This is a genomic window from Variovorax sp. ISS6 (assembly GCF_056523145.1).
Map to the genome: position 1 here is coordinate 1,900,838 of NZ_JAWRZC010000001.1, position 25,444 is coordinate 1,926,281.

A 25,444-nucleotide genomic window follows, 5' to 3' on the forward strand; every position below is an offset into this window, starting at 1 on the left:
GCTGCCCGGGCCGATCAGGCCGCCGGCTGCTCGATCGCCCGCGGCCGCCCGCTGTCGTCGATCGCCACGTAGGTGAAGGTGGCCTGCGTCACCTTGATGTACTCGCCCTGCGCCCGGAAGCGCTCGGCGAAGACCTCCACGGTCACGGTGATCGAGGTGCGGCCGATGCGCACCAGCTTCGAATAGAAGGACAGGATGTCGCCGATGCGCACCGGCTGCTTGAAGATGAACTCGTTGACCGCCACCGTGGCCTGGCGCCCCTTGGCGTAGCGCGCCGGGATCACCGAGCCGGCCAGGTCGCACTGGGCCATGACCCAGCCGCCGAAGATGTCGCCGTTGGCATTGCAGTCCGCCGGCATCGGGATCACCTTGAGCACCAGCTCCATGTCGGTGGGCAGGCTCTTCAGGGTGGCGGCGGCGTCGGCACTGGGGGAATCGGACATGGGCAACAATCAGGGCAGAAAAACGACCACGATTGTCCCTCATGCGCCGCGCCGGCGAAGCCGTTTCCACCCCCACCTCCTCCCCACCGCACGCCGGCGGCCATGCGCCCGCGCGCGCCGACCGCTCCGACTGGGCCACGCTGCGGCGCCTCTTTCCCTACCTCTGGGACTACAAATGGCGCGTGCTGTTCGCGCTGGGCTTCATGGTGGCGGCCAAGGTGGCCAACGTCGGCGTGCCGCTGCTGCTGAAGAACCTGGTCGACGCCATGACGCCCAAGCCCGACATGGCGCAGGCGCTGCTCGTGGTGCCGATCGCGCTGCTGGTGGCCTACGGGCTGCTGCGCTTCAGCACCTCGCTCTTCAACGAGCTGCGCGAGCTGATCTTTGCCAAGGCCACCGAGGGCGCGGCGCGCCGCATCGCGCTCGAGGTGTTCGGCCACCTGCATTCGCTGAGCCTGCGCTTCCACCTCGAGCGCCAGACCGGCGGCATGACGCGCGACATCGAGCGCGGCACGCGCGGCGTGCATTCGCTGATCTCGATGTCGCTCTACAGCATCGTGCCGACCATCATCGAGCTGGTGCTGGTGCTCGCCATCCTCGGCGTGAAATTCGATGCGCTGTTCGTCTGGATCACGCTGGCGGCGCTGGTGCTCTACATCGGCTTCACGGTCACCGTGACCGAGTGGCGCACCCAGTTCCGCAAGACCATGAACGAGCTCGACTCGCTGGCGCAGAGCCGCGCGGTCGATTCGCTCCTGAACTACGAGACCGTCAAGTACTTCAACAACGAGGCCTTCGAGGCGAAGCGCTACGACGCCAGCCTCGACCGCTACCGCAAGGCCGCGATCACCAGCCAGCGCACGCTGAGCATGCTCAACGCGGGGCAGCAGGCGCTGATCGCGATCAGCCTGGTGCTGATGCTGTGGCGCGCCACCTCGGGCGTGGTCGACGGCCGCATGACCCTGGGCGACCTGGTGATGGTCAACGCCTTCATGATCCAGCTCTACATCCCGCTCAACTTCCTGGGCGTGATCTACCGCGAGATCAAGCAGAGCCTGACCGACCTCGACAAGATGTTCGTGCTGATGGAGAAGGAGCGCGAGGTGCGCGACGCGCCCGGCGCGCAGCCGCTGGCCGGCGCCGACGCCACGGTGCGCTTCGAGGACGTGAGCTTCGCCTACGAGGCCGCGCGGCCGATCCTCAAGCACGTGAGCTTCGAGATCCCCGCGGGCAAGACGGTGGCGGTGGTGGGCCCCTCGGGCTCGGGCAAGTCCACGCTGGCGCGGCTGCTCTACCGCTTCTACGACGTGCAGCAGGGCCGCATCACCATCGGCGGCGAGGACATCCGCGCGGTGCAGCAGTCCAGCGTGCGCCGCGCGATCGGCATCGTGCCGCAGGACACGGTGCTGTTCAACGACACGATCGAATACAACATCGCCTACGGTCGCCCGGGCGCCACGCGCGCGGAGGTCGAGGAGGCGGCCCGCGCGGCGCGCATCCACGACTTCATCGCCGCCACGCCGCAGGGCTATGCCACCACGGTGGGCGAGCGCGGCCTGAAGCTGTCGGGCGGCGAGAAGCAGCGCGTGGCGATCGCGCGCACGCTGCTGAAGAACCCGCCGATCGTGATCTTCGACGAGGCCACCTCGGCGCTCGACTCGGCCAACGAGCGCGCGATCCAGGCCGAGCTCAAGAGCGCGGCGCAGGACAAGACCACGCTGGTGATCGCGCACCGCCTGTCGACCGTGGTCGACGCGCACGAGATTCTGGTGCTCGAGGCCGGCGTGATCGTCGAGCGCGGCACCCATGGCGAACTGCTCGCGAAGCAGGGCCGCTATGCGCAGATGTGGGCTTTGCAGAAGAGCGAGGCGGCGCCCTTGCTCTAGCCCGATCATTCTTTTTTTGACGATTCCAGGAGTTCAGACGTGTCGACCAAGATTCCCCTGCTGGTGCTCAACAGCCTCTCGAGCGCCCACCAGGCCCAGATTGCCGAGGTCTACGACATGACCTATGCCTTCGGCGACGAAGCCCGCGCGGCCGCGATCGCCGCGCGCGGCCATGAATTCCGCGCCGTGCTGACGATCGGCGTGATCGGCATCACGCCGGCCGAGATCGAGGCCATGCCCCAGGTGGAACTCATCTGCTGCCTGGGCGCGGGCTTCGAGGGCGTGCCGCTCGAGGTGACCCGCGCGCGCGGCATCGTCACCGCCAACGGCGCCGGCACCAACGACGACTGCGTGGCCGACCATGCCTTCGGCCTGCTGATCGCCATCGTGCGCGGCTTCCGCACCCTCGACCGCCAGTGCCGCGAAGGCGTGTGGCGCGAGTCGATCCCGCAGCCGCCGAACGTGTCGGGCAAGAAGCTCGGCATCCTCGGCCTGGGCACCATCGGCCAGAAGATCGCCAAGCGCGCGGCGGGCTTCGACATGGAGGTCGGCTATCACAACCGTTCGCCGCGCGAGGGCTCGCCGCACCGCTACTTCGGCGACCTGAAGTCGCTGGCCGCCTGGGCCGACGTGCTGATGCTGGCCGCGCCCGGCGGCGCCGCCACGCGCCACCTGGTGAATGCCGAGGTGCTCGACGCGATCGGCCCCCGGGGCTACCTGGTGAACATCGGCCGCGGCAGCGTGGTCGACACCGAGGCGCTGGCCGCGGCGCTGCGCGAGAACCGCATCGCGGGCGCGGCGCTCGACGTCTACGAGAGCGAGCCGAAGCCGCCGCAACAGCTGATCGGCCTCGACAACGTGCTGCTGACGCCGCACCTGGCGGGCTGGTCGCCCGAGGCGACGCAGAAGTCGGTGGACCATTTCATCGCGAATGCCGAGGGGCACTTCGCGGGACGTGGGGTTCTCACGCCGGTCTGAGCGAACTCAGCCCAGCACGGGTGGCTTGCGGTCGCCCCACCCGCAGGCCTCGTCGTACGCATGCCCGAGCCGCAGCACCTCGAGGTCCGCATGGATCGGCCCCGCGAGCTGCAGCCCCATCGGCAGGCCCGCCTCGCCGAAGCCCGCGCGCACGTTGAGCGTGGGCAGTCCCGCCAGCGTGAACGGCGTGACGATCTCCATCCAGCGGTGGTAGGTGTCGCTCGGCACGCCGGCCACCTGCGCGGGCCAGTGCAGCTCGGCGTCGAAGGGGAAGACCTGCGCGGTCGGCGCCAGCACGAAGTCGAAGCGCTCGAACAGCGCGAGGAAGGCGCGGTAGACGTTCGAGCGCCACACCGAGGCCTGGAACAGCGAGGCGGCATCGAGGTGCCGGCTCTGCTCGATCTCCCAGCGCGCCTCGGGCTTGAGCTGCTCGACCAGCGCGGGCGTGTTCATGTAGGCACCGAGCTTGCCGCCCACCAGCAGCTGGCGCAGGCGCAGCCAGGCGCTCCAGTTGTGGGCGCGCGGCACGTCGAGGGTGCAGGGCTCGACCTCGCAGCCCAGCGCGCGGAAGGTGGCGAGCGCCTGCTCGCCGAGCGCGAGCACGCCGGGCTCGAGCGGCAGGTCGCTCCAGATGCTGCCGAGCCAGCCGATGCGCAGGCCGCGCACCTCGCCCTCGATCCGCAAGTCGTCGGGCGCGGGCAGGGCGTGCGGCGAGGACAGCGGCACGCGGCCGTCGAAGCCGGCCTGCACCGAGAGCAGCCGCGCGGTGTCCTCCACCGTGCGCGCCATCGGGCCTTCGCAACCGAGCTGCTGGAAGAACAGCTCCTCGTCGGGATCGCCGGGCACGCGCCCGCGCGAGGGCCGCATGCCGATCACGTTGTTGAAGGCGGCCGGGTTGCGCAGCGAACCCATCATGTCGCTGCCGTCGGCCACCGGCAGCATGCCGAGCGCCAGCGCCACGGCCGCGCCACCGCTGCTGCCGCCCGCGCTGCGCTCGGGCGCGTAGGCGTTGCGCGTGGTGCCGAACACCGTGTTGTAGGTGTGGGAGCCGAGGCCGAACTCGGGCGTGTTGGTCTTGCCGATGACGACCGCGCCGGCCGCGCGCATGCGCGCCACGTGCAGGCTGTCGGTGCGCGCGGGCGTGCGCGGCGGCAAGGGCGAGCCCTTCGAGGTCGGCAGGCCGGCCGCGTGGCTCAGGTCCTTCACCGCGAGCGGGAAGCCGTGCATCCAGCCGCGGCGCTCGCCGCGCGCCAGCTCGGCGTCGCGCTGGTCGGCCTCGGCCAGCAGCGCGCCGGGGTCCCGCAGCGAGACGATGGCGTTGAAGCGCGGGTTCAGGGCGTCGATGCGCGCCAGCGTGGCTCGCATGAGCTCGCGGCACGAGAGGCCGCGATCGGCGATGCGGCGGGAAAGCTCGGTGGCGCTGAGGTCGAGGAAGTCGTCGGTGGGCATGGCGTGGAGGGAGGAAAGGGCGAGCCGCCAGTATGTGGCAGCCGGGCGCGGGTTGTCCCCGAGCACCGCCGGCCGCGGCTTCGCGCGCGGCGGCAGATAATCGCCCGCCATGGAAACCAAGTGGCTCGAAGACTTCATCAGCCTGGCCGAAACGCGCAGCTTCAGCCGCTCCGCCCAGTTGCGGCACGTGACCCAGCCGGCGTTCTCGCGCCGCATCCAGGCGCTGGAGGGCTGGGCCGGCACCGACCTCGTCGACCGCAGCTCCTATCCCACGCGGCTCACGCCCGCGGGCCAGACGCTCTACAGCCAGGCGATCGAGATGCTGCAGGCGCTGCAGAGCACGCGCGCCATGCTGCGCGGCCATTCGGCCGCCGGGCAGGACGTGATCGAGTTCGCCGTGCCGCACACGCTGGCCTTCACCTTCTTCCCCTCGTGGGTCACCAGCCTGCGCGAGCACTTCGGCCCGATCAAGAGCCGGCTGATCGCGCTCAACGTGCACGACGCCGTGCTGCGGCTGGTCGAGGGCAGCTGCGACCTGCTGATCGCCTACCACCATCCCTCGCAGCCGCTGCAGCTCGACGCCAACAAGTACGAGATGGTGAGCCTGGGCGAGGAGACCGTCGCGCCCTGGGTCAAGGCCGACGCCGAGGGCGCGCCGCGCTACCGGCTGCCGGGCCGCGCCGGCCAGCCGCTGCCCTACCTGGGCTATGCGCCGGGCGCCTACCTGGGACGCGTGGTCGACCAGCTGCTCAAGGAATCGGGCACCGCGATCCACCTCGACCGGGTCTACGAGACCGACATGGCCGAGGGCCTGAAGGTGATGGCGCTCGAAGGCCACGGCATCGCCTTCCTGCCCCAGAGCGCGGTGCGCAAGGAGGTGCGCATGCGCAAGCTGGTGAGTGCGCTGCCGCCCGAGATCGACCGGCTCGAGGCCACGATGGAGATCCGCGCCTACCGCGAGCGCCCGCAGGCGCCGCTGCAGCCGCGCACGGGCGGCCGGGCCGCCGCCAAGTCCGCCGGGCTCGAGTCGCTGCAGCCCAAGAGCTCGGCCGACGCGCTGTGGTCGTACCTCGTCGGGACCCAGCCGCCGCGCTGATTCCGGGAACCCGTAGGGGGAGCGCCGCTGGTCGGGCCGGGCGTTTGGGTATAGCCTTTGGCAACGGGTTTGTGCACTGCACAATCTATAAAAGTCAGGCATAAGTGTTCCCGTAAACAGCATTGGCGTCCGTGCCATGACGCCCCTACAGTCCGGGCAGTTTTTCGGCCGCGGGTCGAACGACCGCAAATCCATGGCACGCGTTCTCGCGTGCTTTTTTTCAGCCGAGAGGTGGGATATGGGCTCCAACTTCAGAACCGAACACGACTTCCTCGGCGAGAAGCAGATTCCCGTTGCCGCCTACTGGGGCGTGCACACGGCCCGGGCGGTCGAGAACTTCGCGATCTCCGGCACCCGCGTGTCGGCCATGCCCGACCTGGTGCGCGCGCTGGCCTTCGTGAAGAAGGCCGCCACGCGCGCCAATGCCGACCTCGGCGCGATCGACCGCGACCGCGCGGCCGCGATCATCCTGGCCTGCGACGACCTGATCGAGGGCAAGCTGCTCGACGAGTTCGTGGTCGACGTGATCCAGGGCGGCGCCGGCACCTCGACCAACATGAACGCCAACGAGGTCATCTGCAACCTCGCGCTCGAGAAGCTGGGCCACGAGAAGGCACGCTACGACGTGCTGCACCCCAACGACCACGTCAACGCCTCGCAGAGCACCAACGACGTCTACCCGACGGCCGTGCGGCTGGCGCTGTGGTTCGCGATCGGCAAGCTGCTCGAGGCCATGGCGGCGCTGCGCCGCAGCTTCGAGGCCAAGGCGCTCGAGTTCAAGGACGTGCTCAAGATCGGCCGCACCCAGCTGCAGGACGCGGTGCCGATGACCCTGGGCCAGGAGTTCCTGACCTACGCCATCATGATCGGCGAGGACGAGGCCCGCCTGGGCGAGGCGCGCGCGCTGATCGAGGAGATCAACCTCGGCGCCACCGCCATCGGCACCGGCATCAACGCGCCGCACGGCTATGCCAACCTGGCCTGCCAGTACCTGGCCGAGCAGACCGGCGTGCCGCTCAAGCAGGCCGCCAACCTGATCGAGGCCACGCAGGACACCGGCGCCTTCGTGCAGTTGTCGGGCGTGCTCAAGCGCGTGGCCACCAAGCTCAGCAAGACCTGCAACGACCTGCGCCTGCTCTCGAGCGGCCCGCAGGCCGGTTTCGGCGAGATCCGGCTGCCCGCGCGGCAGGCCGGCTCGTCGATCATGCCGGGCAAGGTCAACCCGGTGATCCCGGAGGTGATGAACCAGGTGGCCTTCGAGGTGATCGGCAACGACATCACCGTGACCCTGGCGTCCGAAGCCGGCCAGCTGCAGCTCAACGCCTTCGAGCCGATCATGGGCTGGAGCCTGTTCAAGAGCATCAAGCACCTGGGCAACGCCTGCAGGACGCTGCAGCTGAACTGCGTCGACGGCATCGAGGCCAACCGCGAGTTCCTGGCGAAGCGGGTGCGCGAGTCGGTCACGCTGGTCACCGCGCTCAATCCGCTGATCGGCTACGAGAAGGCCGCGCTGATCGCCAAGACCGCGCTGGCCACGGGCGGGCCGATCGACCTGGTCGCCGAGTCGCTGGGCATCATGACGCGCGCCGAGATGGATGCGCTGCTGGTGCCCGAGAACCTGACCCAGCCCGTGCGCCTGTCCGTGCCGGTGCCGCCGGCCGCGGAACCGTCGGGCACAAAGGCTGCTTTGTGAAAGCCCGACAATGCCGAATCCCGTGTCCGCACCAGTGCAGCGCCTTATGCGCCCGCCCGGTGCGTGGCTCGGGGAAAATGCACCGGGTTGGTCCGGGTATTCCCCCGAGACATCATGTCTAGAATTTCGTTGTATCTCTCATTTCCGTCACCCTCAGGAGTTTTCCGTATGAAAAAGCAAGTACTGGCATTGGCAATCGCGGCGCTCGCCGCCGGCGGCGCGATGGCGCAGGCCAATGACACGCTGGCCAAGATCAAGGCATCGGGCGTCATCACCGAAGGTGTGCGCGAATCCTCGGGTCTGTCGTACACGCTGGGCAACGGCCAGTACACCGGCTTCCACTACGACGTCTGCGCCAACATCATCAAGGACCTCGAGAAGGCCGCCGGCAAGAAGCTCGAAGTCAAGTACCAGCCCGTGACCTCGCAGAACCGCATCCCGCTGGTGCAGAACGGCACCGTCGACATCGAGTGCGGCTCCACCACCAACAACGCCACGCGCCAGAAGGACGTGGCCTTCGGCGTGACCACCTACGTCGAGGAAACCAAGATCGTCGTGAAGGCGAACTCGGGCATCAACTCGCTGGCCGACCTGAAGGACAAGACCGTCGCCACCACCACCGGCACCACGCCGCTGCAGACCGTGCGCAAGCAGAAGCGCGCCGAGAACCTGACCTTCAAGGAGGTCTACGGCAAGGACCACTCCGACAGCTTCCTGCTGCTCGAGACCGGCCGTGCCGACGCCTTCGTGATGGACGGCTCGATCCTGGCCGCGCTGGCCGCCAAGTCGAAGTCGCCCAAAGACTACAAGATCCTGCCGGACGTGCTGGCCGTCGAGCCCATCGCCATCATGATCCGCAAGGACGACCCCGCCTTCAAGAAGGCCGTGGACGACAGCATCAAGGCCCAGGCCAAGTCGGGCGAGCTCGCCAAGCTCTACGACAAGTGGTTCCTGAAGCCGATCCCCCCGGCGAACGTCACCATCAACCTGCCGCTGGGCGAAGCCACCAAGAACGCGTGGGCCAACCCGAACGACAAGCCTGCTGAAGAGTACGTCACCAAGGAATAAGCGTCGCGTCGCTGCGTGAATGACGCCCACCTTTCGCGGTGGGCGTTTCTTTTCAGGGACTGATTTTCGGAAGAAGGCGAAGGAGTAAGAAAATGGGCAACTGGGATTGGCAGGTCTTCCTGCAGGACCCCGGGGGGGAATATCCGACCTACCTGCAATGGATGCTGTCGGCCTGGGGCTGGACGGTGTCCGTGGCACTGTTGGCGTTGATCGTCGCGTTGGTGTTGGGCTCGCTGGTCGGCATCGTCCGCACCTTGCCCGACAACCCGTGGCTGGTGCGCCTGGGCAATGCCTGGGTCGAGCTGTTTCGCAACATTCCGCTGCTGGTGCAGATCTTCCTCTGGTACCACGTCATCCCGGCGCTGATTCCGGTCATGAAGGGCGTGCCCAGCTTCATCCTGGTGGTGCTGGCGCTGGGCTTCTTCACCTCGGCGCGTATCGCCGAGCAGGTGCGCTCCGGCATCCAGGCGCTGCCCAAGGGCCAGCGCTACGCGGGCATGGCGGTGGGCTTCACCACGACGCAGTACTACCGCTACGTGATCCTGCCGATGGCCTACCGCATCATCATCCCGCCGCTCACGAGCGAGACGATGAACATCTTCAAGAACTCGTCCGTCGCGTTCGCCGTGTCGGTCACCGAGCTCACCATGTTCGCCATGCAGGCGCAGGAAGAAACCTCGCGCGGCATCGAGGTCTACCTCGCGGTGACGGCGTGCTACGTGGTGTCGGCCCTGGCCATCAACCGGCTCATGGCCTTCATCGAGAAGAAGACCCGCGTGCCGGGCTTCATCGTCTCGGCCAGCGGCGGCGGAGGACACTGACATGATGAATCTCGACCTGTCCTTCTACAACTGGGACGTCATCAGCAACTTCGTCATCAAGGGCTTCTACTTCAGCATCATGCTGACGGTGGTGGCCACGATCGGCGGCGTGATCTTCGGCACGATCCTCGCGCTCATGCGCCTGTCGGGCAAGAAGTGGCTCGATGCGCCCGCGGCGCTCTACGTCAACGGCATGCGCAGCATCCCGCTGGTGATGGTGATCCTGTGGTTCTTCCTGCTGGTGCCGGCCTCGTTCTATTCGCTGTTCGGCTCGGTGGGTTCCAACTACCGCTCCGAGATCTCGGCCGTGATCACCTTCGTCGCGTTCGAGGCCGCCTACTTCAGCGAGATCATGCGCGCGGGCATCCAGTCGATCCCGCGCGGCCAGGTGAACGCGGGCCAGGCGGTGGGCATGACCTACGGCCAGAACATGCGCCTCGTGGTGCTGCCGCAGGCCTTCCGCAACATGCTGCCGGTGCTGCTCACGCAGACCATCATCCTGTTCCAGGACACCTCGCTGGTCTACGCCATCGGCGCCTACGACATGCTCAAGGGCTTCGAGACCGCGGGCAAGAACTTCGGCCGCCCGATCGAGGCCTACCTGCTCGCCGCGGTCGTGTACTTCGTGATGTGCTATGCGCTGTCGTACCTGGTGAAGCGCCTGCACAAGAAAATCGCCATCATCCGCTGACAGAGCACTGAACCGGAGAGAAAGAAATGTCCGAAAAAATGATCGAAATCAAGAACGTCTCCAAGTGGTACGGCCCCGTGCAGGTGCTCAACGACTGCTCGGTCAGTATCGCCAAGGGCGACGTGGTCGTGGTCTGCGGTCCCTCGGGCTCGGGCAAGTCCACGCTCATCAAGACCGTGAACGCGCTCGAACCCTTCCAGAAGGGCGAGATCACCGTCAACGGCATCCCGCTGCACGACCCCAAGACCAACCTGCCGAAGCTGCGCTCCAAGGTCGGCATGGTGTTCCAGCACTTCGAGCTGTTCCCGCACCTGTCGGTGACCGAGAACCTCACGATCGCGCAGATCAAGGTGCTGGGCCGCACGCCCGACGAGGCCAAGACCCGCGGCCTCAAGATGCTCGACCGCGTGGGCCTGATGGCGCACAAGGACAAGTTCCCGGGCCAGCTCTCGGGCGGCCAGCAGCAACGCGTGGCGATCGCCCGCGCGCTGAGCATGGACCCGATCGTGATGCTGTTCGACGAACCCACCTCGGCGCTCGACCCCGAGATGGTCGGCGAAGTGCTCGACGTGATGGTGAGCCTGGCCAAGGAAGGCATGACCATGATGGTGGTCACGCACGAAATGGGCTTCGCCCGCAAGGTCGCGAGCCGCGTGATCTTCATCGACGTCGGCGGCCGCATCCTCGAGGACTGCACGAAGGACGAGTTCTTCGGCCAGCCCGAGAACCGCCAGCCGCGCACCAAGGACTTCCTCAACAAGATCCTGCAGCACTGAACGCTGCGCCTTGCGGCGAACGACGAGGGCCATGCCGGCGACGGCGTGGCCCTTTTTTCATGGCGCCGGGGACTTCGGCAATGCCTCGTCGAAGAAGGCCGGAACCTCCCGCCCCAGGCGCGCCAGCAGCGCCTGCCGGTCGAAACCCGGCGGATCGGCGGCGATGTCGCCGTCGGGCGTCTGGATGGGCATGGACGGCGTGTCCATGAACGCGAAGTGCCAGGCATTCGGGATGCGCCGCAGCTCGGCGGCCGGCATGTTGCGCGCGATCCATTCGGCATGGAAGCGCGGCACCAGGAAGCGGTCCTGCTCGGCTTCGTAGATCCGCGTGGGCACGCGCACCTGCGCCAGCGACGCGGCCGTGAAGGGCACGCCGGCCGGGGCCATGGCCACGACCGCGCGCACGCGCGGGTCGCGCAGCGAAGGCAGCAGCGATGCGGACGGGGCGGTGGGGGCGGTGGGCGTCGCGGCCGTCCCGCCATCGCGGCCCACGCCACAGAAGATCGGATCGGCGGCGCGCTCGCTCGCGCAATGCGTGGCGATGCGCGACAGGTCGGCCTGCGCGCCCGCGAGCGCGAGCACCGTGTAGCCGCCGGCCGAGTGGCCCACGGCGCCGATGCGCGGGCCCTGGTCGTCGCGCGCGATCCGGTCCTTCCACTGCGGGTCCTGCAGCAGGGCGTCGATCACGCGCGATGCCTGCCGCGGCCGTTCGCCGAAGTAGGCGGCCCCGCCCTGCTTCAGCAGCGAGCCGTCCTGCCAGTTGTCGCCCGGATGGCGCAGTGCCGCCACCAGGTAGCCCGCGCGCGCGAGCGCCTCGGCCAGGCTGTTGTGTCCCAGCTCGGTGCCGGCGAGGCCGTGGCTCAGCAGGATCAAGCCCTTGAACTTCTCGTCGGGCGGTGCCTGGATCGCGGCGCGCACGGTGAACGGCCCCATGGCCGTCGTGCGGGGCGCGGCCTGCGTCGGGTAATAGAGCGCGACCACGGTCGGCGCGGCATCGGGCGTGGCGCCCGGAATGCGGAGCTGCCGCCAGCCGGCCTCGGCGGCCAGCAACTGGCAGGACAGCAGCAGGCCCGAGGCGAGCAGCAGGGCGTGGCGAGAGAGGAGGGTGGTGGCGCGCATCGAGGTCTCCGTGGCGAGTCGGTGGAGTGCGCATGGTTGCCGCGAGACGCTGCGGCTGCCAGGCGAATGCGATGAAGTGCGCGAAAGGCGGCGCCAAGCGACGGGAGCGGTCGCGGTCTTCGCATCGCGGGTTTCGTGCGACCATCTTCCGCTGTCGTATTGGCACGGAGGTGAAAAGAATGGGCTTCCATCCATCCAGGTATTGCGCGGCGGCGGTTTGCACGGCGCTCGCGCTGATGACGCTGATGCCGGCGCAAGCCGCCGAGGACTGGACCGAGATCGCGTCCACCGCGCGCAAGAAGGTGCTGCTGCAGCGCGATTCGATCCGTCCGCACGGCGATGCCGTCGAGGCCTGGACGCTCTACCGCTACGACGAACTGCAGACCGATGTCGGCAAGACCCCGTACCGCACTTCGCGCTACCTCTACGACTACGACTGCAAGGGCGCGCGCGAGAAGATGCGCCGCGTCGTGAGCCACAACGGGCCGCTGGAAGCGCACGACATCGACCTGAGCCGGCGCAGCGAGTGGAAGGCGGTGGGTGGGCCGACGACGGTGAGCGGGATCGTGTTCAAGAACGTGTGCGCCAAGGGGCGTTGACCGGTGCGTGACGACGCCACGATGGCGCCGTCCTACCTGAGCCCTTCGGTATCGAGCGCCTTGCGGACCGCGGGCCGTGCCCGCACGCGTTGATACCAGGCCCGCAGGTTGTCCAGCCCATCGAAATGGATGTCGGCCCTGTAGACGGACGCCAGCCACGCGGCCTGGCCCCATTGGGTCAGCGCATAGAGGTACGCGTCGGCCGCCGTGAATGTGTCGCCCATCAGGTAGTCGCGGCCGGCAAGCTGCGCGTCGATCCAGGCATAGCGCTGCTCGAGCTTGGGCTTCGCGGTCTCGACGCCGTACTTTCCGGCGAGCACGGCATAGAGCAGGGGAATGAAGCCCTTGTGGATTTCCGAGGTCAGGAAGCTCAGCCACTCCTGCAGGCGATAACGCTCCAGGGTGCCGTTCTCCGGCGCCAGGCGCGATGCCGGCTTCAGGTCGGCCAGGTACTGGACGATGGCGGGGCCTTCGCGCAGCATCGTGCCGTCGTCGAGCTCGAGCAGCGGGACATAGCCGAAGGGACTGAGTTCGCGGAAGTCGCGGCCGTCCTGCGTCCTGTGCGTCTTGTGGTCGACCTTGACGAAGTCGAAGTCGAGGCCGAGTTCGTTCAGCACGATGTGGGGCGAGAGCGAGCAGGCGCCGGGGATGTAGTAGAGCTTCATGGGTTCTTCGATGGTCGAGGGGCATGGCGCTGGAGAGCGCCTCGGGCCATGTTAGGAACCGGGCGTGGATTTGGAAGAAGGAACATAAACTGCCTCTAGGTTAAAAAAATATACCTGCGGCCCCTTCTCCATCGCGTGCTATGAAATCGAACGTCTCGGGTTGTTCCGTCGAGGAAGCCATGCGCCTCCTGGGCGGCCGCTGGCGGCTTCTGCTGGTGTCCTATCTCGTCGACGGACCCAAGCGATTCAACGAGTTGCGCCGCGACGTGCCCGGCATCTCCCAGCGCTCGCTGACCCTGGACCTGCGCGCGCTCGAAGAGGCTGGGCTCGTGCAGCGAACCGTCCATGCCACGGTGCCGGTCAAGGTCGTGTACCAGCTCACGCCCGATGGGGAACGGCTGAAGCCCGTCGTCAGCGTGATGATGGAATTCGGCCTGTGGCTGAAGGCCAGGGCCGCGGTCTGAGCCGCGCGTTCGAGCGCTGACCCGGCCCTCTCAACGCAAGCGCGATATCCCCTGCGTCAGCAAGTCGAAGAACCCCTGCGCATCCCCCTCCGCGATCCAGCGCACGTTCGCCGGCTTCTTCAACCCTCCGTACCAGTCCACCACCGTCTGCCCGAACCCCAGCCCCTCGCGGCTGTCGATCGCCACGTTGACCCATCGGCCGCCGAACAGCGAAGGCTGCAGCAGGTAGCCGATCACGGTGGCGTCGTGCACCGGCCCGCCGGGCAGGCCGTAGTACTGCATGTCGTGCCGCACATAGGCATCGAGGATGTCGGCCACGATCCGGCCCGCCTCGTTGCCGAGGCCGCGCAGCTGCGCGATGCGCTCGGGGGTGGCCAGCACCTTGTGCGTGAGGTCCAGCGGCAGCATGGTGATCGGCACGCCGCTTCCGAGCACGATCTCGGCCGCATGCGGATCGGCGAAGACGTTGAACTCGGCCGTCGGCGTGATGTTGCCGCCGTTGAAATGCGCGCCGGCCATGAGCACCAGCTCGCGCAGGCCGCGCACGATGTCGGGCGCCTGCGCGAGCGCCAGCGCGAGGTTGGTCTGCGGGCCGAGCATCGCGAGCGTCACGCTCTGCGCGGGCGCGGCGCGCAGGGTGTCGATGAGGTAGTCGACCGCATGCCCCTCGGCCAGCGGCTGCGCGGGCTCGTGCACCTGCACGCCGGTGATGCCCTCGCTGCCGTGGATGTCGGCCGCGTAGATCGGCGTGCGCAGCAGGGGGCGCTGCGCGCCGCCGTAGATAGGAACGTCGGGCCGCCGCCCCCACTCGCGCGCCAGCCGCGCGTTGCGCGAGGTCTTGGCGAGCGGCACGTTGCCGGCCACCGTCGTCAGCGCCTGAATCTTCAAGCGCTCGGGCGAGGCCATGGCGAGCAGCAGCGCGATCACGTCGTCGGCACCGGGGTCGGTGTCGATGATCAGCGTGTGGACGGTGGTGTCGTCGGAAAGCGGGGGCGTGTTCGTCGGCATGCGGGCTCCATGCAGGCACGACGGAGCGCGCGCCTGCGGGCAGCCAGTCTGCCAGAGCTTCAGCCCAGGAGCCGCCTCGCGAAGAAGGCCAGGATCTCGTCGCGCGCCTCGATGGTCGGCTGCCCGGCCTCGTCGATCAGGTGCGCGGTGACCACGCTGTGCGGGCTCGCGACCACCTGGGCGAAGAAGGGCGGCGTGTCGGGGTTGGCCGCGCTGTCGGGCAGCACGCGCGCCACGAAGCGGCCGCCGAGCGCCTGCGAGAAGGCGGCGAAGCGCTCGGCCTTGCAGAACCTGTCGCCATCGAAGCGGTAGGCCATCACCGTCAGGTCCTCGCGTTCCAGCCGCTCGCGCACGGCGGCCAGCTCGTCGGCCGCCACGTTGGTGCCGGCCGGGTCGTCGAGCGGCAGCGAGGGCTGGCACACCACGGGCGCGAGCACGGCGCGCTCGAGCATCATCGACAGCGCGAAGTTGCCGGTGAAGCACATGCCGATCGCGCCCACGCCGGGGCCGCCGCATTCCGCGTGCGCGAGCCGCGCGAGCGCGCGCAGCCACTGCGTGACAGGGCTCGAGGCATTCGACGCGAAGGCGCGGAACTCGGCGCTCACGCAGGCGCGCTTGAACACCGCCGCGCCTTCCTCGGCCTGCGGCACGGCCCCGTCGCGGCCGAACAGCGAGGGCATGTAGACGGTGAAGCCCGCATCGCGCACCCAGCGCGCGAAGCGCGCCACCTGGGGGCTGATGCCGGGCATCTCGGTCATCACGATCACGGCCGGGCCGCGGCCCATGAGGTAGACCTTCTTGGCGACGCCGTCGAGTTCGATCTCGCGTGAGGAGAAATCGTCGAGCGGGTCGTCGCGGTCGAGCGGGCGGGTTGCGGGTGCGTGGGACATGGCGTGGGCAGTGGGGTGGATGAAGCTTGTATTGGGCCCACCGGCCGTTCAGAATGGCAGTGTCCTGTTTGACTGTTTCAGGGCCAAATCGGACAACACCTCCCCATGCATGACTTCACGATCCTGGTGCTTCCCGGCGCCTTCGCCTCCAGCGTCGCCGCCACGGCCGACATCCTCGGCGCCGCGCGCTCGGTGGCCGCGCGCGCCGGCGTGGCGCCGCCGCGCTGGCGGCTGTGCTCGCCGGCCGGCGGCATGGTTGCGCTGCGCTCGGGCATGCACATCGACACCGTGCGCCTGCCGACTCGCGCGCGCGACGACCGCTCGACCTGGGTGGTGCCGGGGCTCGGCCTCGACACGCCCGAGCAGATCCGCCGCTGCCTCGAGAGCGAGGACGCCGCACGCGCCATCGACGGGCTCGCGCGCCATGCACGCGCCGGCGGCCAGGTCGCGGCCTCGTGCTCGGCGGTGTTCCTGCTCAATGCGGCGGGCCTGCTGCAGGGCCGCCGCGCGACCACCTCGTGGTGGTACGCCGCGCTGCTCAAGCGCATGGCACCCGACTGCACGGTCGACGTCGACCGCATGGTCTGCGCCGACGGCCCGGTGGTCACGGCCGGCGCGGCCTTCGCGCAGACCGACCTGATGCTGCACCTGCTGCGCGAACGCTGCGGCAGCGCGCTCACCGACCTGGTGTCGCGGCTGTTGCTGATCGACGGGCGCCAGGCGCAGGCGCCGTTCATCGTTCCCGAGCTGCTGGCCAACGGCAACGACCTGGTGGCGCGGCTCGCGGCGCGCGTCGAGGCGGCGCTGCCCGCGCCGCCCTCGGTGAGCGAGCTGGCGCGCGAGTTCTGCATGTCGGAGCGCACGCTCGCGCGCCACGTGATGAAGGCCACCGGCAAGAGCACGCAGGCGCTGCTGCAGGGCGTGCGGCTGCGGCGCGCGCGGGCGCTGCTCGAGTCCAGCCGCATGACGGTCGACCAGGTGGCCGGCGCCGTCGGCTATCAGGACGCCACTGCGTTGCGGCGCCTGATGAAGAAGGTGGCGGGCGCGAACCCCAGCCGCTATCGCAACTGAGGCGCGCCGGCCTGCGCGGCGCTGCGCTTACTTCTTGCGCGCCGCGATCGCCTTCTCGGCGCGCGCCACGAGGTCGGCGCCCACCGTCGGCTTCCACTTCTCGTACACCGGGCGCGTGGCCTTCACGAAGGCCTCGCGCTCCTCGGGCGTGAGGCTGGTGACCGTCACGCCCATGCCCGCGATGTCCTTGAGCACGGGCTTGTCGGCTTCCACCAGGCCCTTGCGCGCGATGACGATTTCTTCCTTGCCGGCGTCGATCGCGGCCTGGCGCACGATGGCCTGGTCGGCCGGCGTCCACGAAGCCCAGATCTCCTTGTTGACCACGAACACCAGCGGGTCGGCCACGTAGCCCCAGGTGGTCACGAACTTCTGGCCCACGGTGTGCATCTTGAGCACGGTGAACAGGAACAGCGGGTTCTCCTGGCCGTCGACGGCGCCACTCGCGAGCGCGGGCTGCGCATCGGCCCAGCTCATCTGCGTGGGATTGGCGCCCAGCGCGGTGAACATGTCGGAGTAGATCGGCGAGCCGACCACGCGGATCTTCATGCCCTTGACGTCGGCCGGCGACTTGATCGGGCGCTTCGAGTTGGTGATCTCGCGGAAGCCGTTCTCGCCCCAGGCCAGCGGCACCACGCCGGCCTTGTCGAGGGTCTTGAAGATCTCCTGGCCGACCTCGCCCTGCGTGAGGGCGTCGATGGCCGCGTAGTCGGGCATCAGGAAGGGCATCGAGAACAGGTTGAGCTGCTTGACCTGCGGCGACCAGTTGATGGTCGAGCCCACGGCCATGTCGATCACGCCCTGGCGCAGCGCGCTGAACTCGCGCGTCTGGTCGCCTTGAATGAGCGATACGCCCGGGTACAGCTTGATGTTGATGCGGCCCTGGGTGCGCTCCTTCACGAGGTCGGCCCAGATCTTCCCGGCCTGGCCCCACGGCGTGGGCGGGCCCAGCACCAGCGACATCTTGTACTCGGCCTTGTAGGTGGCCTGCGCCATGGCGCCGGTCGTGAATCCGAGAGCGGTGGCGGCCATCGCGAGGCCCAGCAGAGTGCGGCGGAATTTCATCTGATCTATCTCCTCGTTGAAAAAATCGGGCAGCCGGACGCGAAGAACGCGAAGGTTTCGCGAAGGACGCGAAAGGAACATCCTTTTTCTTTTTTGCGTCCTTCGCGAAACCTTCGCGTCCTCTGCGTCCGGCTGTCCGCGTTCAATACCCCAGCTTCCTGGGCAGCCACAGCGCGAGTTCGGGGAAGGCGATCACCAGCACCATCACCACGAACATCGAGAACAGCATCCAGCCGACCCAGCGCACGGTCTCCTCCATGCGCACCTTGGCGATGCGGCACGACACCATCAGGTTGACGGCCAGCGGCGGCGTGAACTGGCCGAGCGCGACCTTGAGCGTGAGGATCACGCCGAACCAGACCGGGTCCCACTTGTAGTACTGCACGATCGGCAGCAAGAGCGGCACGAAGATCAGGAAGATCGAGACACCGTCGAGGAACATGCCGACGGTGATGAGCAGCAGGATCAGCAGCGCGAGCACGCCGTATTCGCCGAGGCCCGAATTGACGATGGCGCGCGTCACCGGATCGATCACGCCGAGCGTCGACAGCGAGTAGGCGAAGATGCCCGCGAGCGAGACCACCAGCAGGATCACCGCCGAGAGTTCGCCCGATTCGCGCAGGATGACGAACAGGTCGCGGACCTTGATGGTGCGGTGGATGCACATGCCGACGAAGAGGCCGTAGAACACGGCGACCACCGCCGCCTCGGTGGGCGTGAACCAGCCCGCGCGCATGCCGCCGAGGATCAGCACCGGCGCCGCCAGGCCCCAGGTGGCTTCGCGGAAGCTCTTCCAGAACGGCGGGCGCGGCAGGGTGGATTCGAGCGCGCCCATCTTGTGCTTGCGCGCCAGCCACACGGCCGGAATCATCAGCGCCAGGCCGGCCAGCACGCCGGGCACCATGCCGGCGGCGAACAGCGCCGGCACCGAAGCGCCGGGCACCAGCACCGAATAGACGATGAAGGCCACCGAGGGCGGGATCAGGATGTCGGTGGCCGCGGCGGCGCCGACCACGCTGGCCGAGTAGGCGGCCGGATAGCCGGCGCGCGACATGGCGGCGATCATCACCGCGCCCACGGCGGCGGCATTGGCCGGACCCGAGCCTGAGATGCCGCCGAGGAACATCGCGACCGCGATCGCCACCAGCGGCAGCATGCCGGAGCCGCGGCCCACGATGGCGATGGCGAAGTTCACGAGGCGCAGCGCGACGCCCGAGCGGTCGAAGATCGAGCCCACCAGCACGAACATCGGAATGGCGAGCAGCGGGTACTTGCCGAGGCCGGCATAGAAGTTCTGCGGCACCGCGAGCAGGCCGAACCACTGGGCGTCGGTGTTGGCGAGCGCGATGCAGGCCGCGCCGGCCAGGCCGAGCGCCGCGCCGATGGGCACGCCCACCAGCATCATCAGCAGGAAGGCGACGAACAGGAGCGTGGCGATCATTCGGCGGCGTCCTGCTGGTCGTTGTTCTTGTGCTTGCGGCCGCGCCGCACGAACAGCCCGATGGCGCGCAGCGCGATGGCCAGCGACACGATCGGCAGCCAGATCGAATACCACCAGGCCGGCACGCCGATGCCCGGCGAGGTCTCCTCGAAGCGGTAGTCGTCCCAGACCATGCGCACGCTGAGCGCGGCGATCAGGCCGAACAGCGCGGCGATCATCAGCGCGCCGAACTGCGCCAGCCGGCGGCGCCGGGCCATCGAGCCGCTCTCGGCGAAGTATTCGATGCGGATGTGGCGGTCGCGCGCGACTGCGGCCGAGCCGGCGACCAGCGCCAGCATGATCATCAGGAACACGGAGAACTCCTCGGTCCAGGCGAAGGAGGAGTCGGTGAAGTAGCGCACCAGGACGTTGGCGAAGGTGATGAGCGCGAGCGCGCCCATGATGAGCACGGTGAGCCAGTCCTCGATGCCCAGGGGCACCTTGGTGGGCTCGTCGGCGGCTTCGATGTCGGGGGGGAGGGGGCTGGCGGCGTCCAGCGTGGGGCCGGACTCAGGAGGAGTGGTCATCGGAGAAAACGGGCAGCTGGGGCAGGCGCCATGTCACCGGGCGGTCGCCGGGACGCGATCCGTACACCTCGACAGGGGAGCTGGCGTCGATTCTGGGGCGTCAATGTCCACTGATATATCGGGGGTTTCCTTTAGCTGTTGTTTGTGCTTTAGGGGCGCTGGAAGGGGCGGTTTTCTGCTTTTTGGCGGCTATGGGCAGTTGCCTGGGGCGTCCGGGGCGTGCACAGGACACCGGGTGCTTCCCTCCGCGAATGTCCCCCGGCCTTCGGCCTCCTCCTTGATTTCGCTGCGGGAAGCACCCGGTGCCCTGTGCATGGTGGGTGCGGCTGTGAGATTGGCGGGTTGGATCGCTGCGGAGGACTGCAGCTGAACGTTTCCACATCGAGAGGCTGGAATCGCTCCTTGATTTACTGAACGGCTACAGTTTCTTGCCTTCGCCCTGAAGCGTCACATCGTTACTGGCGCTGCGAGTTGGGTAGATGGTCTTCTTGATGACGACTTCGTCGAAGCCTACGGGTTGAGAGTTGGCGTAGCTTTTCCGTGAACAATGGCTGGGATGCCTGCCGTCAGATGTCCTACCGCAGACAGAGTGCGCTGTTCTCACCGTACTGGAAATCCTCGACCTCGAGCTGGACCGATGCGATAGCGTTCTTTAGGATCGAAGCCATGCGCCAAATCGATCATGGGGTAGGTAGTCCTAGTTTGGGCCCGAGACGTCATGGGGCAGATAGCTCGTTCATCTCGTTCAAGTTGCGACTCGAACCTGCTGCCTGATGCCTTCACGCAGGTGGGTGTAGATCGGAACTGCCACGCCCTCGCCCACCTCAAGCGTGATCGCAAGCGCGTAGGGAATCCTTTCGTCAAGGCGCGAGGTCGCATCTGGCTTGCATGTGACCCTGAGTGCCAGCGTCTCGCCATCAACGATCGCCGCGATGAGGTCGTCCGCCTCAAGCACTTCATGCTGAACTGTGCCGCGCAGGACCTGATTGTGATCGGCGTTGACGCGGCCAAGTCTCAGCGGCACATCTTCCCACTTGCCGATCGGCTGAACCTCCAGCCGTGCCTCACGAAGGTTGCGATGAGCGAAGTTCATCGGCGAGAACCATGCCAATGTCACGACCAAGCGTCGCCAAAGGGTGCTTGCCGATAGCTCCATCGGCAATGGGAGACGGTATTCGTGGATCTCGTTCTCACTGATATCGTCGCAGGCTATAAGGGTTCCGCGCTGCTCGGTGCATTCAAGTACCCGCTGAAGATCGAGCGCTCCGTAGCCAAGATAACGGCCGGTGATCTCTCGGAACTTGCGTCCGTTCTGTGGAGTATGCAGAGCCGCCCGAAGAAGACTGGCTGTTCCCTCGTCATGTCGTGCGCCATGGACGAGTAGCGCTTTGACGACGACGCTTTCTTTGTCGGCGGGCAGAGGCCGACCATCAACCGTGCTCACCTCCCCCAGCATTTCATGGAGGAGCGAAGCAGCGCGTGTCGCCAGTGCCGCTGCGTTACTGGTCCCGCGTGTGTGCACGATGTGGCTCAGTTCGCCGGGCGCGTCACTATCAAAGGCAACTGGCTGCCCTGGAGGCCGAAATTGAAGCGATGGCACATAGCTCTGGCCTGCTTCGACCGGTGTTTCATAGAGCTGCCGGCCGCCAGGAACAAAGATCTCAGGCTTCATCGATCGCCTGAAGCCGTGACCGAAACGGGTAGCCGGACTGAAGACATTGACCTGATCGATGAGGTCTGCGCGCTGGCCTAGTACATAAGCTCCCGACTCGTCTGCATGAAGGGCTCCGACGGTGACGACGTTGAGTGCTTCGGCTGGTGCTAGGAGCCGCCTTGCACTCAGCTGATTGCTGATCGCGCGGACGACTCGCGAGTGACGCTCCGCGGGCGCGAGCTCCGAAAACGCAGCGTGTGTCAACCCCAGGTCGATGGGGTCTGTGTAGTTGCCAGCGCTCACGCAGAAGAGAACCTTGTACCGCCAGGCGAGATAGTCAAGGAGGCGCGCCAATGGGCTTGGCGAGTGGATGAAGGGGCGGTCCGGATCTCCGATCGAGAGATTGATGAACTTCACACCGGGCGCCTGAGGCGCTAAGTTGCCGTCGCCCTCCAGCATTCGGCGAACCGCCCGTTCAATGCGATCTTCAAGGAACGCTGTGTCCGGCACGTGCTCCCGGCGACGTCCGAAGTCCCTCGCGTGCTCGTCCGGCTGAAGCACAGGCACGTGATAGACCTGCCGCACGAGGGCGCTATCGCCGCCAGGTCGCTCACCGTGAATGACCAGTGAAGCGATCGATGATCCGTGTCGCCGCTCACCTGGTTGATAGAGTCGCACGAGATCGAACGCGTCATCGATTTGTACCCGGCCACGAAGTGCCGCATGCTGGATGTTCGGGACACCATCCAGAATGGCCACAACAGGAGGAGCAATTTCCTCCGCTTCCGCGAACGCCACTTCCTCGGGCGCCGCCTCGCCGTCAAACGGGATCGCCTGTCCGGTTGGGCGGACGTACATCACGCCTTGAAAGTTGAAGAGCTGGGCGTCGACATCGACCCTGCCTTCGTCGAGCGCGCTAATGAGATCCTTCACGCGGCCGGCAGGCAGCCCCACCTTCACGGCATGGAAGTTGATCGGCGGCATGTCGATGAAGCCACCGAGGGGCGTGCCATCAAGCTCGGCCGTCAAACGCCGGATGGCATCTTCGTTGGCCCGCCGCCGATAGGAGCGCTGGCGGTAGAAGAGTTCTATCTGGCAGGGCACGATCGCATCGTCATCGAGCGGCTCGACGAGTTCCCGCCAGCGCGCGAGCATGCCGGTCTCGTCGAGCGTCTCCTGAATACCCCAACGTCGTATGACACGGGTCTGGGCGAAGACATCACGCCATTTGGTGCGTCCGTGCGGTAGCGCTTGGCCTCGCTGCCACGTGTCCCACAGGCCAAGCAGCTCACGCATGCCAGCTTCGTTGACCATGGATATGAAGAGCCTGCCTGTGACAGGCACCTGTCGGGGCTCGCCTCGGGCATTGACCTCGTAGAAATCATCGTCAGCTTCGCCCTCCGCATCCCATTCACCTAACCACTCAAGACCCTCAGTACTATCGACGGCCTGCTTGAAATCTTTCACGCTTCCCGCGATCTCGATCACTAGGACGGTCTCGGGCTCAAGTCCATCGACCGTCTGCCGGATGCTGGCGCTGTAGCGTTGGAATTCATCGCGGAACCGGGCCACCTGCGGTGTCAGTCGTTCGGCCTGACGACCCCGCTCCGGGACGTGTGGTTTGTTGCTCGGGCGGGGACGTCCTGCTTCGGGTTCGACCCGCCGCGCGATCGGGAATACGAGTAGTGGTCGTTCAGGCATCGCGTGCGTCCTTGCCGTTTGCTGCGATCTCGTTCTTCACGTCCTTGGGCTTCAGGCGACTTCGCCACTCGTCGAGCTTTCGCTTTGTAATTGCGAGCGCGTTCTGAGCCTGATGGTCGAGTACGGCGCGACGAACGATGCCGAGGCAAAACTCCTCTACCTCCGCGAAGTTCTGCCCGAGCATGTGCTTGGCGAGCGTCTCCGACGTGTAGCCGAAATCAACCTCGCAGCGCTTGCCGATCGCGTCGATCTGACGAGCAAGCTGCTCGCGCGTCGGTAGAGGTAACTCCAGCCGCAGCTGGAAGCGGCGCCAGACGGCTCGATCAAGAAGCTCGGGATGGTTGCTCGCCGCGACCACCACGACGTAGTCGGGCAGTTCGTCAATCTGCATTAGGAGCGAACTCACCACGCGCTTGATCTCGCCGGTCTCGTGGGTATCACCACGCTCTTTGCCGAGGGTCTCGAACTCATCGAAAAAAAGCACGCAGCGCTGCGTCTTTGCGAATTCGATCAACTGCCTGAGGCGACTAGATGTTTCGCCGAGGAAGCTGCCAACGAGCGTGTCGTAACGCACCACGAGAAGCGGATACATCAGTTCTGAGGCGAGCGCCTCCGCTAGCGTCGTTTTGCCATTTCCCGGTGGCCCAGCGAGCATGACGCGGCTCCGCGCGCGCAGATTGTGCGAGTGCAGGAGTTCGGCCCGATGCTGTTCCTCAACGAACTCAGTCAGTTGGTCCCGGGCGCTGTCAGTGAGAACTAGGCTGTCGAAATTACGCTCCGGCGTCACATCGAAGAAGAGGTCACGAGGGGTGGCGTGGCCGTTCTGTTTTGGGATGACCGTCGGTTTCATGGGCACTACCGTGGGTTCGAGAGACTTCACAAGACGCGTGGCGAGGATGCGGTGACCCTTCGAGCGCTCTTCTTCGATGAGTGCTTGGGCTGTCCGGCGAAACCCGAGTTGGTCGCCATTACTGGCGCTCCGGAAGAGATTGACGAGAAGATCGGCTTGGGCCATGGCGCGTATGCCTTACTGGGATTGCGACGTTACGTGCAACGTGAGCCCAGCCTCGCGCTGCAGATGACTGATGACGGCGAACAGATTGCGAGCCTGCGGATTGCCCCGCGGCCCAAACATGCGGATGAGACTCTTGGCGGACGCGCCGGTCGCGGCCCCTAGCTGCTCGAAGCCGACGACGGCCTTAATGTAGTCGCGTAGCACCGCCTTGCCGGACTCGACATCTCCACCCAACATGCGCTCGACTCCATCGCGCAGGAGCGCATCGCGGAACGGGCGATCTGCACGTACCCGTGCCTGGATTGTTTCCTTAAACTCGCGGGTGAGTGCCACGTTGGTCTCCGGAGGCATGCGACGCGAAGAAGCGTCGTGTTTGGATCATAGGTAACGCAGATGTTACCTTGCGGCAACCGCCAGTTGCCCTGCGTTGCAACCCTTCAGAGCATCGCGCCAGCGCTGCCGCCGCTGGTTAACAGACTTGGCAGGCGCAGGGAGATCGAGTCGGTGGCAAGCGTCGCGGGCGCACCCCGCCACCTCGGGCACGCTTACGCCGCCACACGACCTTCTGCTGCGACTGAATGGATCAGCTTCAGCCCGCCAGCGGGTTGCAGTGCGTTTTGGATCGTGCGTTCGACCGTAGGCGGCGGCCCATCGCCGGCAATCGCAGCAAAAAGATGCTCGCCTTGTATGTCGACGATCAGCACTAAACACATAGCTGCCATTGACGCCCACCCTGCAAAAATCAACCGAACCGAATCCGCTCGATCACGAAGGCTCTAGTGATCGCGCCCAAGAACCCGCTCCACAGAGCGGGCCGCGAACCCGCAGCCCGCAGACCAGCCCTTACCCGCCAGTCTCAAGCGCTCCACGTCGCGCCATCTCGCTCAACTGAAACAGCTCCCCAGCCTTGCGAGCGAGGTCCGCAGCGAGCCACAGCAGGTTGTCCAGTTGGCGAGGCCCGTCACCGCTACACCAATCGATGTCTCTTCCGTGGGAAGCCCACAGAAGCGCTTCGAGTTGGGAGAGGGTGTTTTCGAGGAGATCCGCCGGGCCTTGGGCGTTGTCTCCGGAAGCTACCGGCGTGCGACGCCGGGCTATAGTCTTGGTAGCCATTTTTGTGCGGTTCCTTTCGGGGGTGTGCACGAACTTGGTTAGACGGCCGGGGTGCTCGTTACACCTCGGCCGTCGCCTTTTGATACCTCGCATCCGCATCGCTGCTTTCGCACCGACGACCTGCCGCGAGGCAAGCAGCCTTAGAACATCTCGTTAGTGGATTGGTGTGTTGCGC

23 protein-coding genes are annotated in these 25,444 nt (G+C 66.8%); 11 read left to right on the forward strand and 12 right to left on the reverse strand.

Annotated features, from left to right (window positions below; genetic code table 11):
* Positions 1-14: 14 nt before the first annotated feature.
* Positions 15-443, reverse strand: coding sequence for an acyl-CoA thioesterase (locus AC1HIL_RS08705; RefSeq protein ID WP_057590974.1), 429 nt, complete (start codon positions 441-443; stop codon positions 15-17).
* Positions 444-484: 41 nt separating this feature from the next.
* Between AC1HIL_RS08705 and AC1HIL_RS08710 the strand changes: the two genes are divergently transcribed.
* Together AC1HIL_RS08710 and AC1HIL_RS08715 are read left to right on the forward strand one after the other, a co-directional pair.
* Positions 485-2,329: an ABCB family ABC transporter ATP-binding protein/permease gene (locus tag AC1HIL_RS08710; RefSeq protein ID WP_057590975.1), complete on the forward strand. Its 1,845-nt coding sequence runs from the start codon at positions 485-487 to the stop codon at positions 2,327-2,329.
* Between the two features lie 39 nt (positions 2,330-2,368).
* Complete coding sequence (locus tag AC1HIL_RS08715) at positions 2,369-3,307, forward strand: 2-hydroxyacid dehydrogenase (RefSeq protein ID WP_479671609.1); 939 nt, start codon at positions 2,369-2,371, stop codon at positions 3,305-3,307.
* A 6-nt stretch (positions 3,308-3,313) separates the two neighbouring features.
* Here AC1HIL_RS08715 and AC1HIL_RS08720 read toward each other — a convergent pair whose 3' ends face one another.
* On the reverse strand, positions 3,314-4,756 hold the full coding sequence (locus AC1HIL_RS08720; RefSeq protein ID WP_479671610.1) for an amidase: 1,443 nt from the start codon (positions 4,754-4,756) through the stop codon (positions 3,314-3,316).
* Positions 4,757-4,865: 109 nt separating this feature from the next.
* On the opposite strand from AC1HIL_RS08720, the gene AC1HIL_RS08725 reads away from it, so the two are divergent.
* The 6 genes from AC1HIL_RS08725 (at position 4,866) to AC1HIL_RS08750 (ending at position 10,901) form a co-directional block, all read left to right on the forward strand.
* Positions 4,866-5,852 carry a LysR substrate-binding domain-containing protein gene (locus tag AC1HIL_RS08725; protein ID WP_057590978.1) on the forward strand — a complete coding sequence of 329 codons (987 nt, stop codon included), beginning with the start codon at positions 4,866-4,868 and terminating at the stop codon, positions 5,850-5,852.
* A gap of 238 nt (positions 5,853-6,090) precedes the next feature.
* Positions 6,091-7,545, forward strand: a complete 1,455-nt coding sequence (locus tag AC1HIL_RS08730) for an aspartate ammonia-lyase (RefSeq protein ID WP_057590979.1) — start codon at positions 6,091-6,093, stop codon at positions 7,543-7,545.
* A 168-nt stretch (positions 7,546-7,713) separates the two neighbouring features.
* Positions 7,714-8,613 carry an amino acid ABC transporter substrate-binding protein gene (locus tag AC1HIL_RS08735; RefSeq protein WP_057590980.1) on the forward strand — a complete coding sequence of 300 codons (900 nt, stop codon included), beginning with the start codon at positions 7,714-7,716 and terminating at the stop codon, positions 8,611-8,613.
* A 92-nt stretch (positions 8,614-8,705) separates the two neighbouring features.
* Positions 8,706-9,434: an amino acid ABC transporter permease gene (locus AC1HIL_RS08740; RefSeq protein WP_057590981.1), complete on the forward strand. Its 729-nt coding sequence runs from the start codon at positions 8,706-8,708 to the stop codon at positions 9,432-9,434.
* A 1-nt stretch (position 9,435) separates the two neighbouring features.
* A complete protein-coding gene (locus AC1HIL_RS08745) occupies positions 9,436-10,125 on the forward strand; it encodes an amino acid ABC transporter permease (RefSeq protein ID WP_057590982.1) in 690 nt (229 codons plus the stop codon).
* A 38-nt stretch (positions 10,126-10,163) separates the two neighbouring features.
* A complete protein-coding gene (locus AC1HIL_RS08750; RefSeq protein ID WP_057590997.1) occupies positions 10,164-10,901 on the forward strand; it encodes an amino acid ABC transporter ATP-binding protein in 738 nt (245 codons plus the stop codon).
* Positions 10,902-10,958: 57 nt separating this feature from the next.
* Here the strand turns inward: AC1HIL_RS08750 and AC1HIL_RS08755 are convergent, their stop codons facing one another.
* On the reverse strand, positions 10,959-12,020 hold the full coding sequence (locus tag AC1HIL_RS08755; protein WP_479671611.1) for an alpha/beta hydrolase family protein: 1,062 nt from the start codon (positions 12,018-12,020) through the stop codon (positions 10,959-10,961).
* A gap of 179 nt (positions 12,021-12,199) precedes the next feature.
* Here AC1HIL_RS08755 and AC1HIL_RS08760 point away from each other — a divergent pair, with 179 nt between their 5' ends.
* Entirely contained in the window at positions 12,200-12,619 is a 420-nt protein-coding gene (locus tag AC1HIL_RS08760; protein WP_172705760.1) for a surface-adhesin E family protein, read from the forward strand.
* 32 nt (positions 12,620-12,651) lie between these two features.
* On the opposite strand, the gene gstA is transcribed toward AC1HIL_RS08760, so the two are convergent.
* Entirely contained in the window at positions 12,652-13,284 is a 633-nt protein-coding gene (gene gstA / locus AC1HIL_RS08765) for a glutathione transferase GstA (RefSeq protein ID WP_479671612.1), read from the reverse strand.
* A 140-nt stretch (positions 13,285-13,424) separates the two neighbouring features.
* Here gstA and AC1HIL_RS08770 point away from each other — a divergent pair, with 140 nt between their 5' ends.
* Entirely contained in the window at positions 13,425-13,748 is a 324-nt protein-coding gene (locus AC1HIL_RS08770; RefSeq protein ID WP_057590986.1) for a winged helix-turn-helix transcriptional regulator, read from the forward strand.
* 30 nt (positions 13,749-13,778) lie between these two features.
* On the opposite strand, the gene AC1HIL_RS08775 is transcribed toward AC1HIL_RS08770, so the two are convergent.
* Positions 13,779-14,756 carry a nucleoside hydrolase gene (locus AC1HIL_RS08775; protein ID WP_479671613.1) on the reverse strand — a complete coding sequence of 326 codons (978 nt, stop codon included), beginning with the start codon at positions 14,754-14,756 and terminating at the stop codon, positions 13,779-13,781.
* A 59-nt stretch (positions 14,757-14,815) separates the two neighbouring features.
* Positions 14,816-15,646 carry a dienelactone hydrolase family protein gene (locus AC1HIL_RS08780; protein ID WP_479671614.1) on the reverse strand — a complete coding sequence of 277 codons (831 nt, stop codon included), beginning with the start codon at positions 15,644-15,646 and terminating at the stop codon, positions 14,816-14,818.
* 105 nt (positions 15,647-15,751) lie between these two features.
* On the opposite strand from AC1HIL_RS08780, the gene AC1HIL_RS08785 reads away from it, so the two are divergent.
* On the forward strand, positions 15,752-16,717 hold the full coding sequence (locus AC1HIL_RS08785; RefSeq protein WP_395348941.1) for a GlxA family transcriptional regulator: 966 nt from the start codon (positions 15,752-15,754) through the stop codon (positions 16,715-16,717).
* A gap of 27 nt (positions 16,718-16,744) precedes the next feature.
* On the opposite strand, the gene AC1HIL_RS08790 is transcribed toward AC1HIL_RS08785, so the two are convergent.
* From AC1HIL_RS08790 to AC1HIL_RS08815, 6 genes are all read right to left on the reverse strand, one after another.
* Entirely contained in the window at positions 16,745-17,779 is a 1,035-nt protein-coding gene (locus AC1HIL_RS08790; protein WP_479671615.1) for a DctP family TRAP transporter solute-binding subunit, read from the reverse strand.
* Positions 17,780-17,921: 142 nt separating this feature from the next.
* The gene (locus tag AC1HIL_RS08795; RefSeq protein ID WP_057590991.1) at positions 17,922-19,220 is read right to left on the reverse strand and encodes a TRAP transporter large permease; all 1,299 of its coding nucleotides are present in this window, start codon (positions 19,218-19,220) and stop codon (positions 17,922-17,924) included.
* A complete protein-coding gene (locus tag AC1HIL_RS08800; protein ID WP_057598344.1) occupies positions 19,217-19,786 on the reverse strand; it encodes a TRAP transporter small permease in 570 nt (189 codons plus the stop codon). Before AC1HIL_RS08800 ends, AC1HIL_RS08795 begins: the two co-directional genes overlap by 4 nt.
* Before the next feature lie 745 nt (positions 19,787-20,531).
* Positions 20,532-23,141, reverse strand: coding sequence for a S8 family peptidase (locus AC1HIL_RS08805; protein WP_479671616.1), 2,610 nt, complete (start codon positions 23,139-23,141; stop codon positions 20,532-20,534).
* Positions 23,134-24,156, reverse strand: coding sequence for an AAA family ATPase (locus tag AC1HIL_RS08810; RefSeq protein ID WP_479671617.1), 1,023 nt, complete (start codon positions 24,154-24,156; stop codon positions 23,134-23,136). Before AC1HIL_RS08810 ends, AC1HIL_RS08805 begins: the two co-directional genes overlap by 8 nt.
* 12 nt (positions 24,157-24,168) lie before the next feature.
* On the reverse strand, positions 24,169-24,489 hold the full coding sequence (locus tag AC1HIL_RS08815; protein WP_479671618.1) for a transcriptional regulator: 321 nt from the start codon (positions 24,487-24,489) through the stop codon (positions 24,169-24,171).
* Positions 24,490-25,444 lie beyond the last annotated feature (955 nt).

Excerpts from the sequence above, each read along its gene's own strand:
- AC1HIL_RS08745 (WP_057590982.1), top strand. The coding sequence starts at position 9,436 with ATGATGAATCTCGACCTGTCCTTCTACAACTGGGACGTCATCAGCAAC.
- gstA (WP_479671612.1), bottom strand. The coding sequence starts at position 13,284 with ATGAAGCTCTACTACATCCCCGGCGCCTGCTCGCTCTCGCCCCACATC.
- AC1HIL_RS08770 (WP_057590986.1), top strand. The coding sequence starts at position 13,425 with ATGAAATCGAACGTCTCGGGTTGTTCCGTCGAGGAAGCCATGCGCCTC.
- AC1HIL_RS08800 (WP_057598344.1), bottom strand. The coding sequence starts at position 19,786 with ATGACCACTCCTCCTGAGTCCGGCCCCACGCTGGACGCCGCCAGCCCC.
- AC1HIL_RS08720 (WP_479671610.1), bottom strand. The coding sequence starts at position 4,756 with ATGCCCACCGACGACTTCCTCGACCTCAGCGCCACCGAGCTTTCCCGC.
- AC1HIL_RS08805 (WP_479671616.1), bottom strand. The coding sequence starts at position 23,141 with ATGCCTGAACGACCACTACTCGTATTCCCGATCGCGCGGCGGGTCGAA.
- AC1HIL_RS08735 (WP_057590980.1), top strand. The coding sequence starts at position 7,714 with ATGAAAAAGCAAGTACTGGCATTGGCAATCGCGGCGCTCGCCGCCGGC.
- AC1HIL_RS08705 (WP_057590974.1), bottom strand. The coding sequence starts at position 443 with ATGTCCGATTCCCCCAGTGCCGACGCCGCCGCCACCCTGAAGAGCCTG.
- AC1HIL_RS08775 (WP_479671613.1), bottom strand. The coding sequence starts at position 14,756 with ATGCCGACGAACACGCCCCCGCTTTCCGACGACACCACCGTCCACACG.
- AC1HIL_RS08795 (WP_057590991.1), bottom strand. The coding sequence starts at position 19,220 with ATGATCGCCACGCTCCTGTTCGTCGCCTTCCTGCTGATGATGCTGGTG.
- AC1HIL_RS08750 (WP_057590997.1), top strand. The coding sequence starts at position 10,164 with ATGATCGAAATCAAGAACGTCTCCAAGTGGTACGGCCCCGTGCAGGTG.
- AC1HIL_RS08780 (WP_479671614.1), bottom strand. The coding sequence starts at position 15,646 with ATGTCCCACGCACCCGCAACCCGCCCGCTCGACCGCGACGACCCGCTC.
- AC1HIL_RS08725 (WP_057590978.1), top strand. The coding sequence starts at position 4,866 with ATGGAAACCAAGTGGCTCGAAGACTTCATCAGCCTGGCCGAAACGCGC.
- AC1HIL_RS08710 (WP_057590975.1), top strand. The coding sequence starts at position 485 with ATGCGCCGCGCCGGCGAAGCCGTTTCCACCCCCACCTCCTCCCCACCG.
- AC1HIL_RS08755 (WP_479671611.1), bottom strand. The coding sequence starts at position 12,020 with ATGCGCGCCACCACCCTCCTCTCTCGCCACGCCCTGCTGCTCGCCTCG.
- AC1HIL_RS08785 (WP_395348941.1), top strand. The coding sequence starts at position 15,752 with ATGCATGACTTCACGATCCTGGTGCTTCCCGGCGCCTTCGCCTCCAGC.
- AC1HIL_RS08740 (WP_057590981.1), top strand. The coding sequence starts at position 8,706 with ATGGGCAACTGGGATTGGCAGGTCTTCCTGCAGGACCCCGGGGGGGAA.
- AC1HIL_RS08730 (WP_057590979.1), top strand. The coding sequence starts at position 6,091 with ATGGGCTCCAACTTCAGAACCGAACACGACTTCCTCGGCGAGAAGCAG.
- AC1HIL_RS08790 (WP_479671615.1), bottom strand. The coding sequence starts at position 17,779 with ATGAAATTCCGCCGCACTCTGCTGGGCCTCGCGATGGCCGCCACCGCT.
- AC1HIL_RS08810 (WP_479671617.1), bottom strand. The coding sequence starts at position 24,156 with ATGGCCCAAGCCGATCTTCTCGTCAATCTCTTCCGGAGCGCCAGTAAT.
- AC1HIL_RS08760 (WP_172705760.1), top strand. The coding sequence starts at position 12,200 with ATGGGCTTCCATCCATCCAGGTATTGCGCGGCGGCGGTTTGCACGGCG.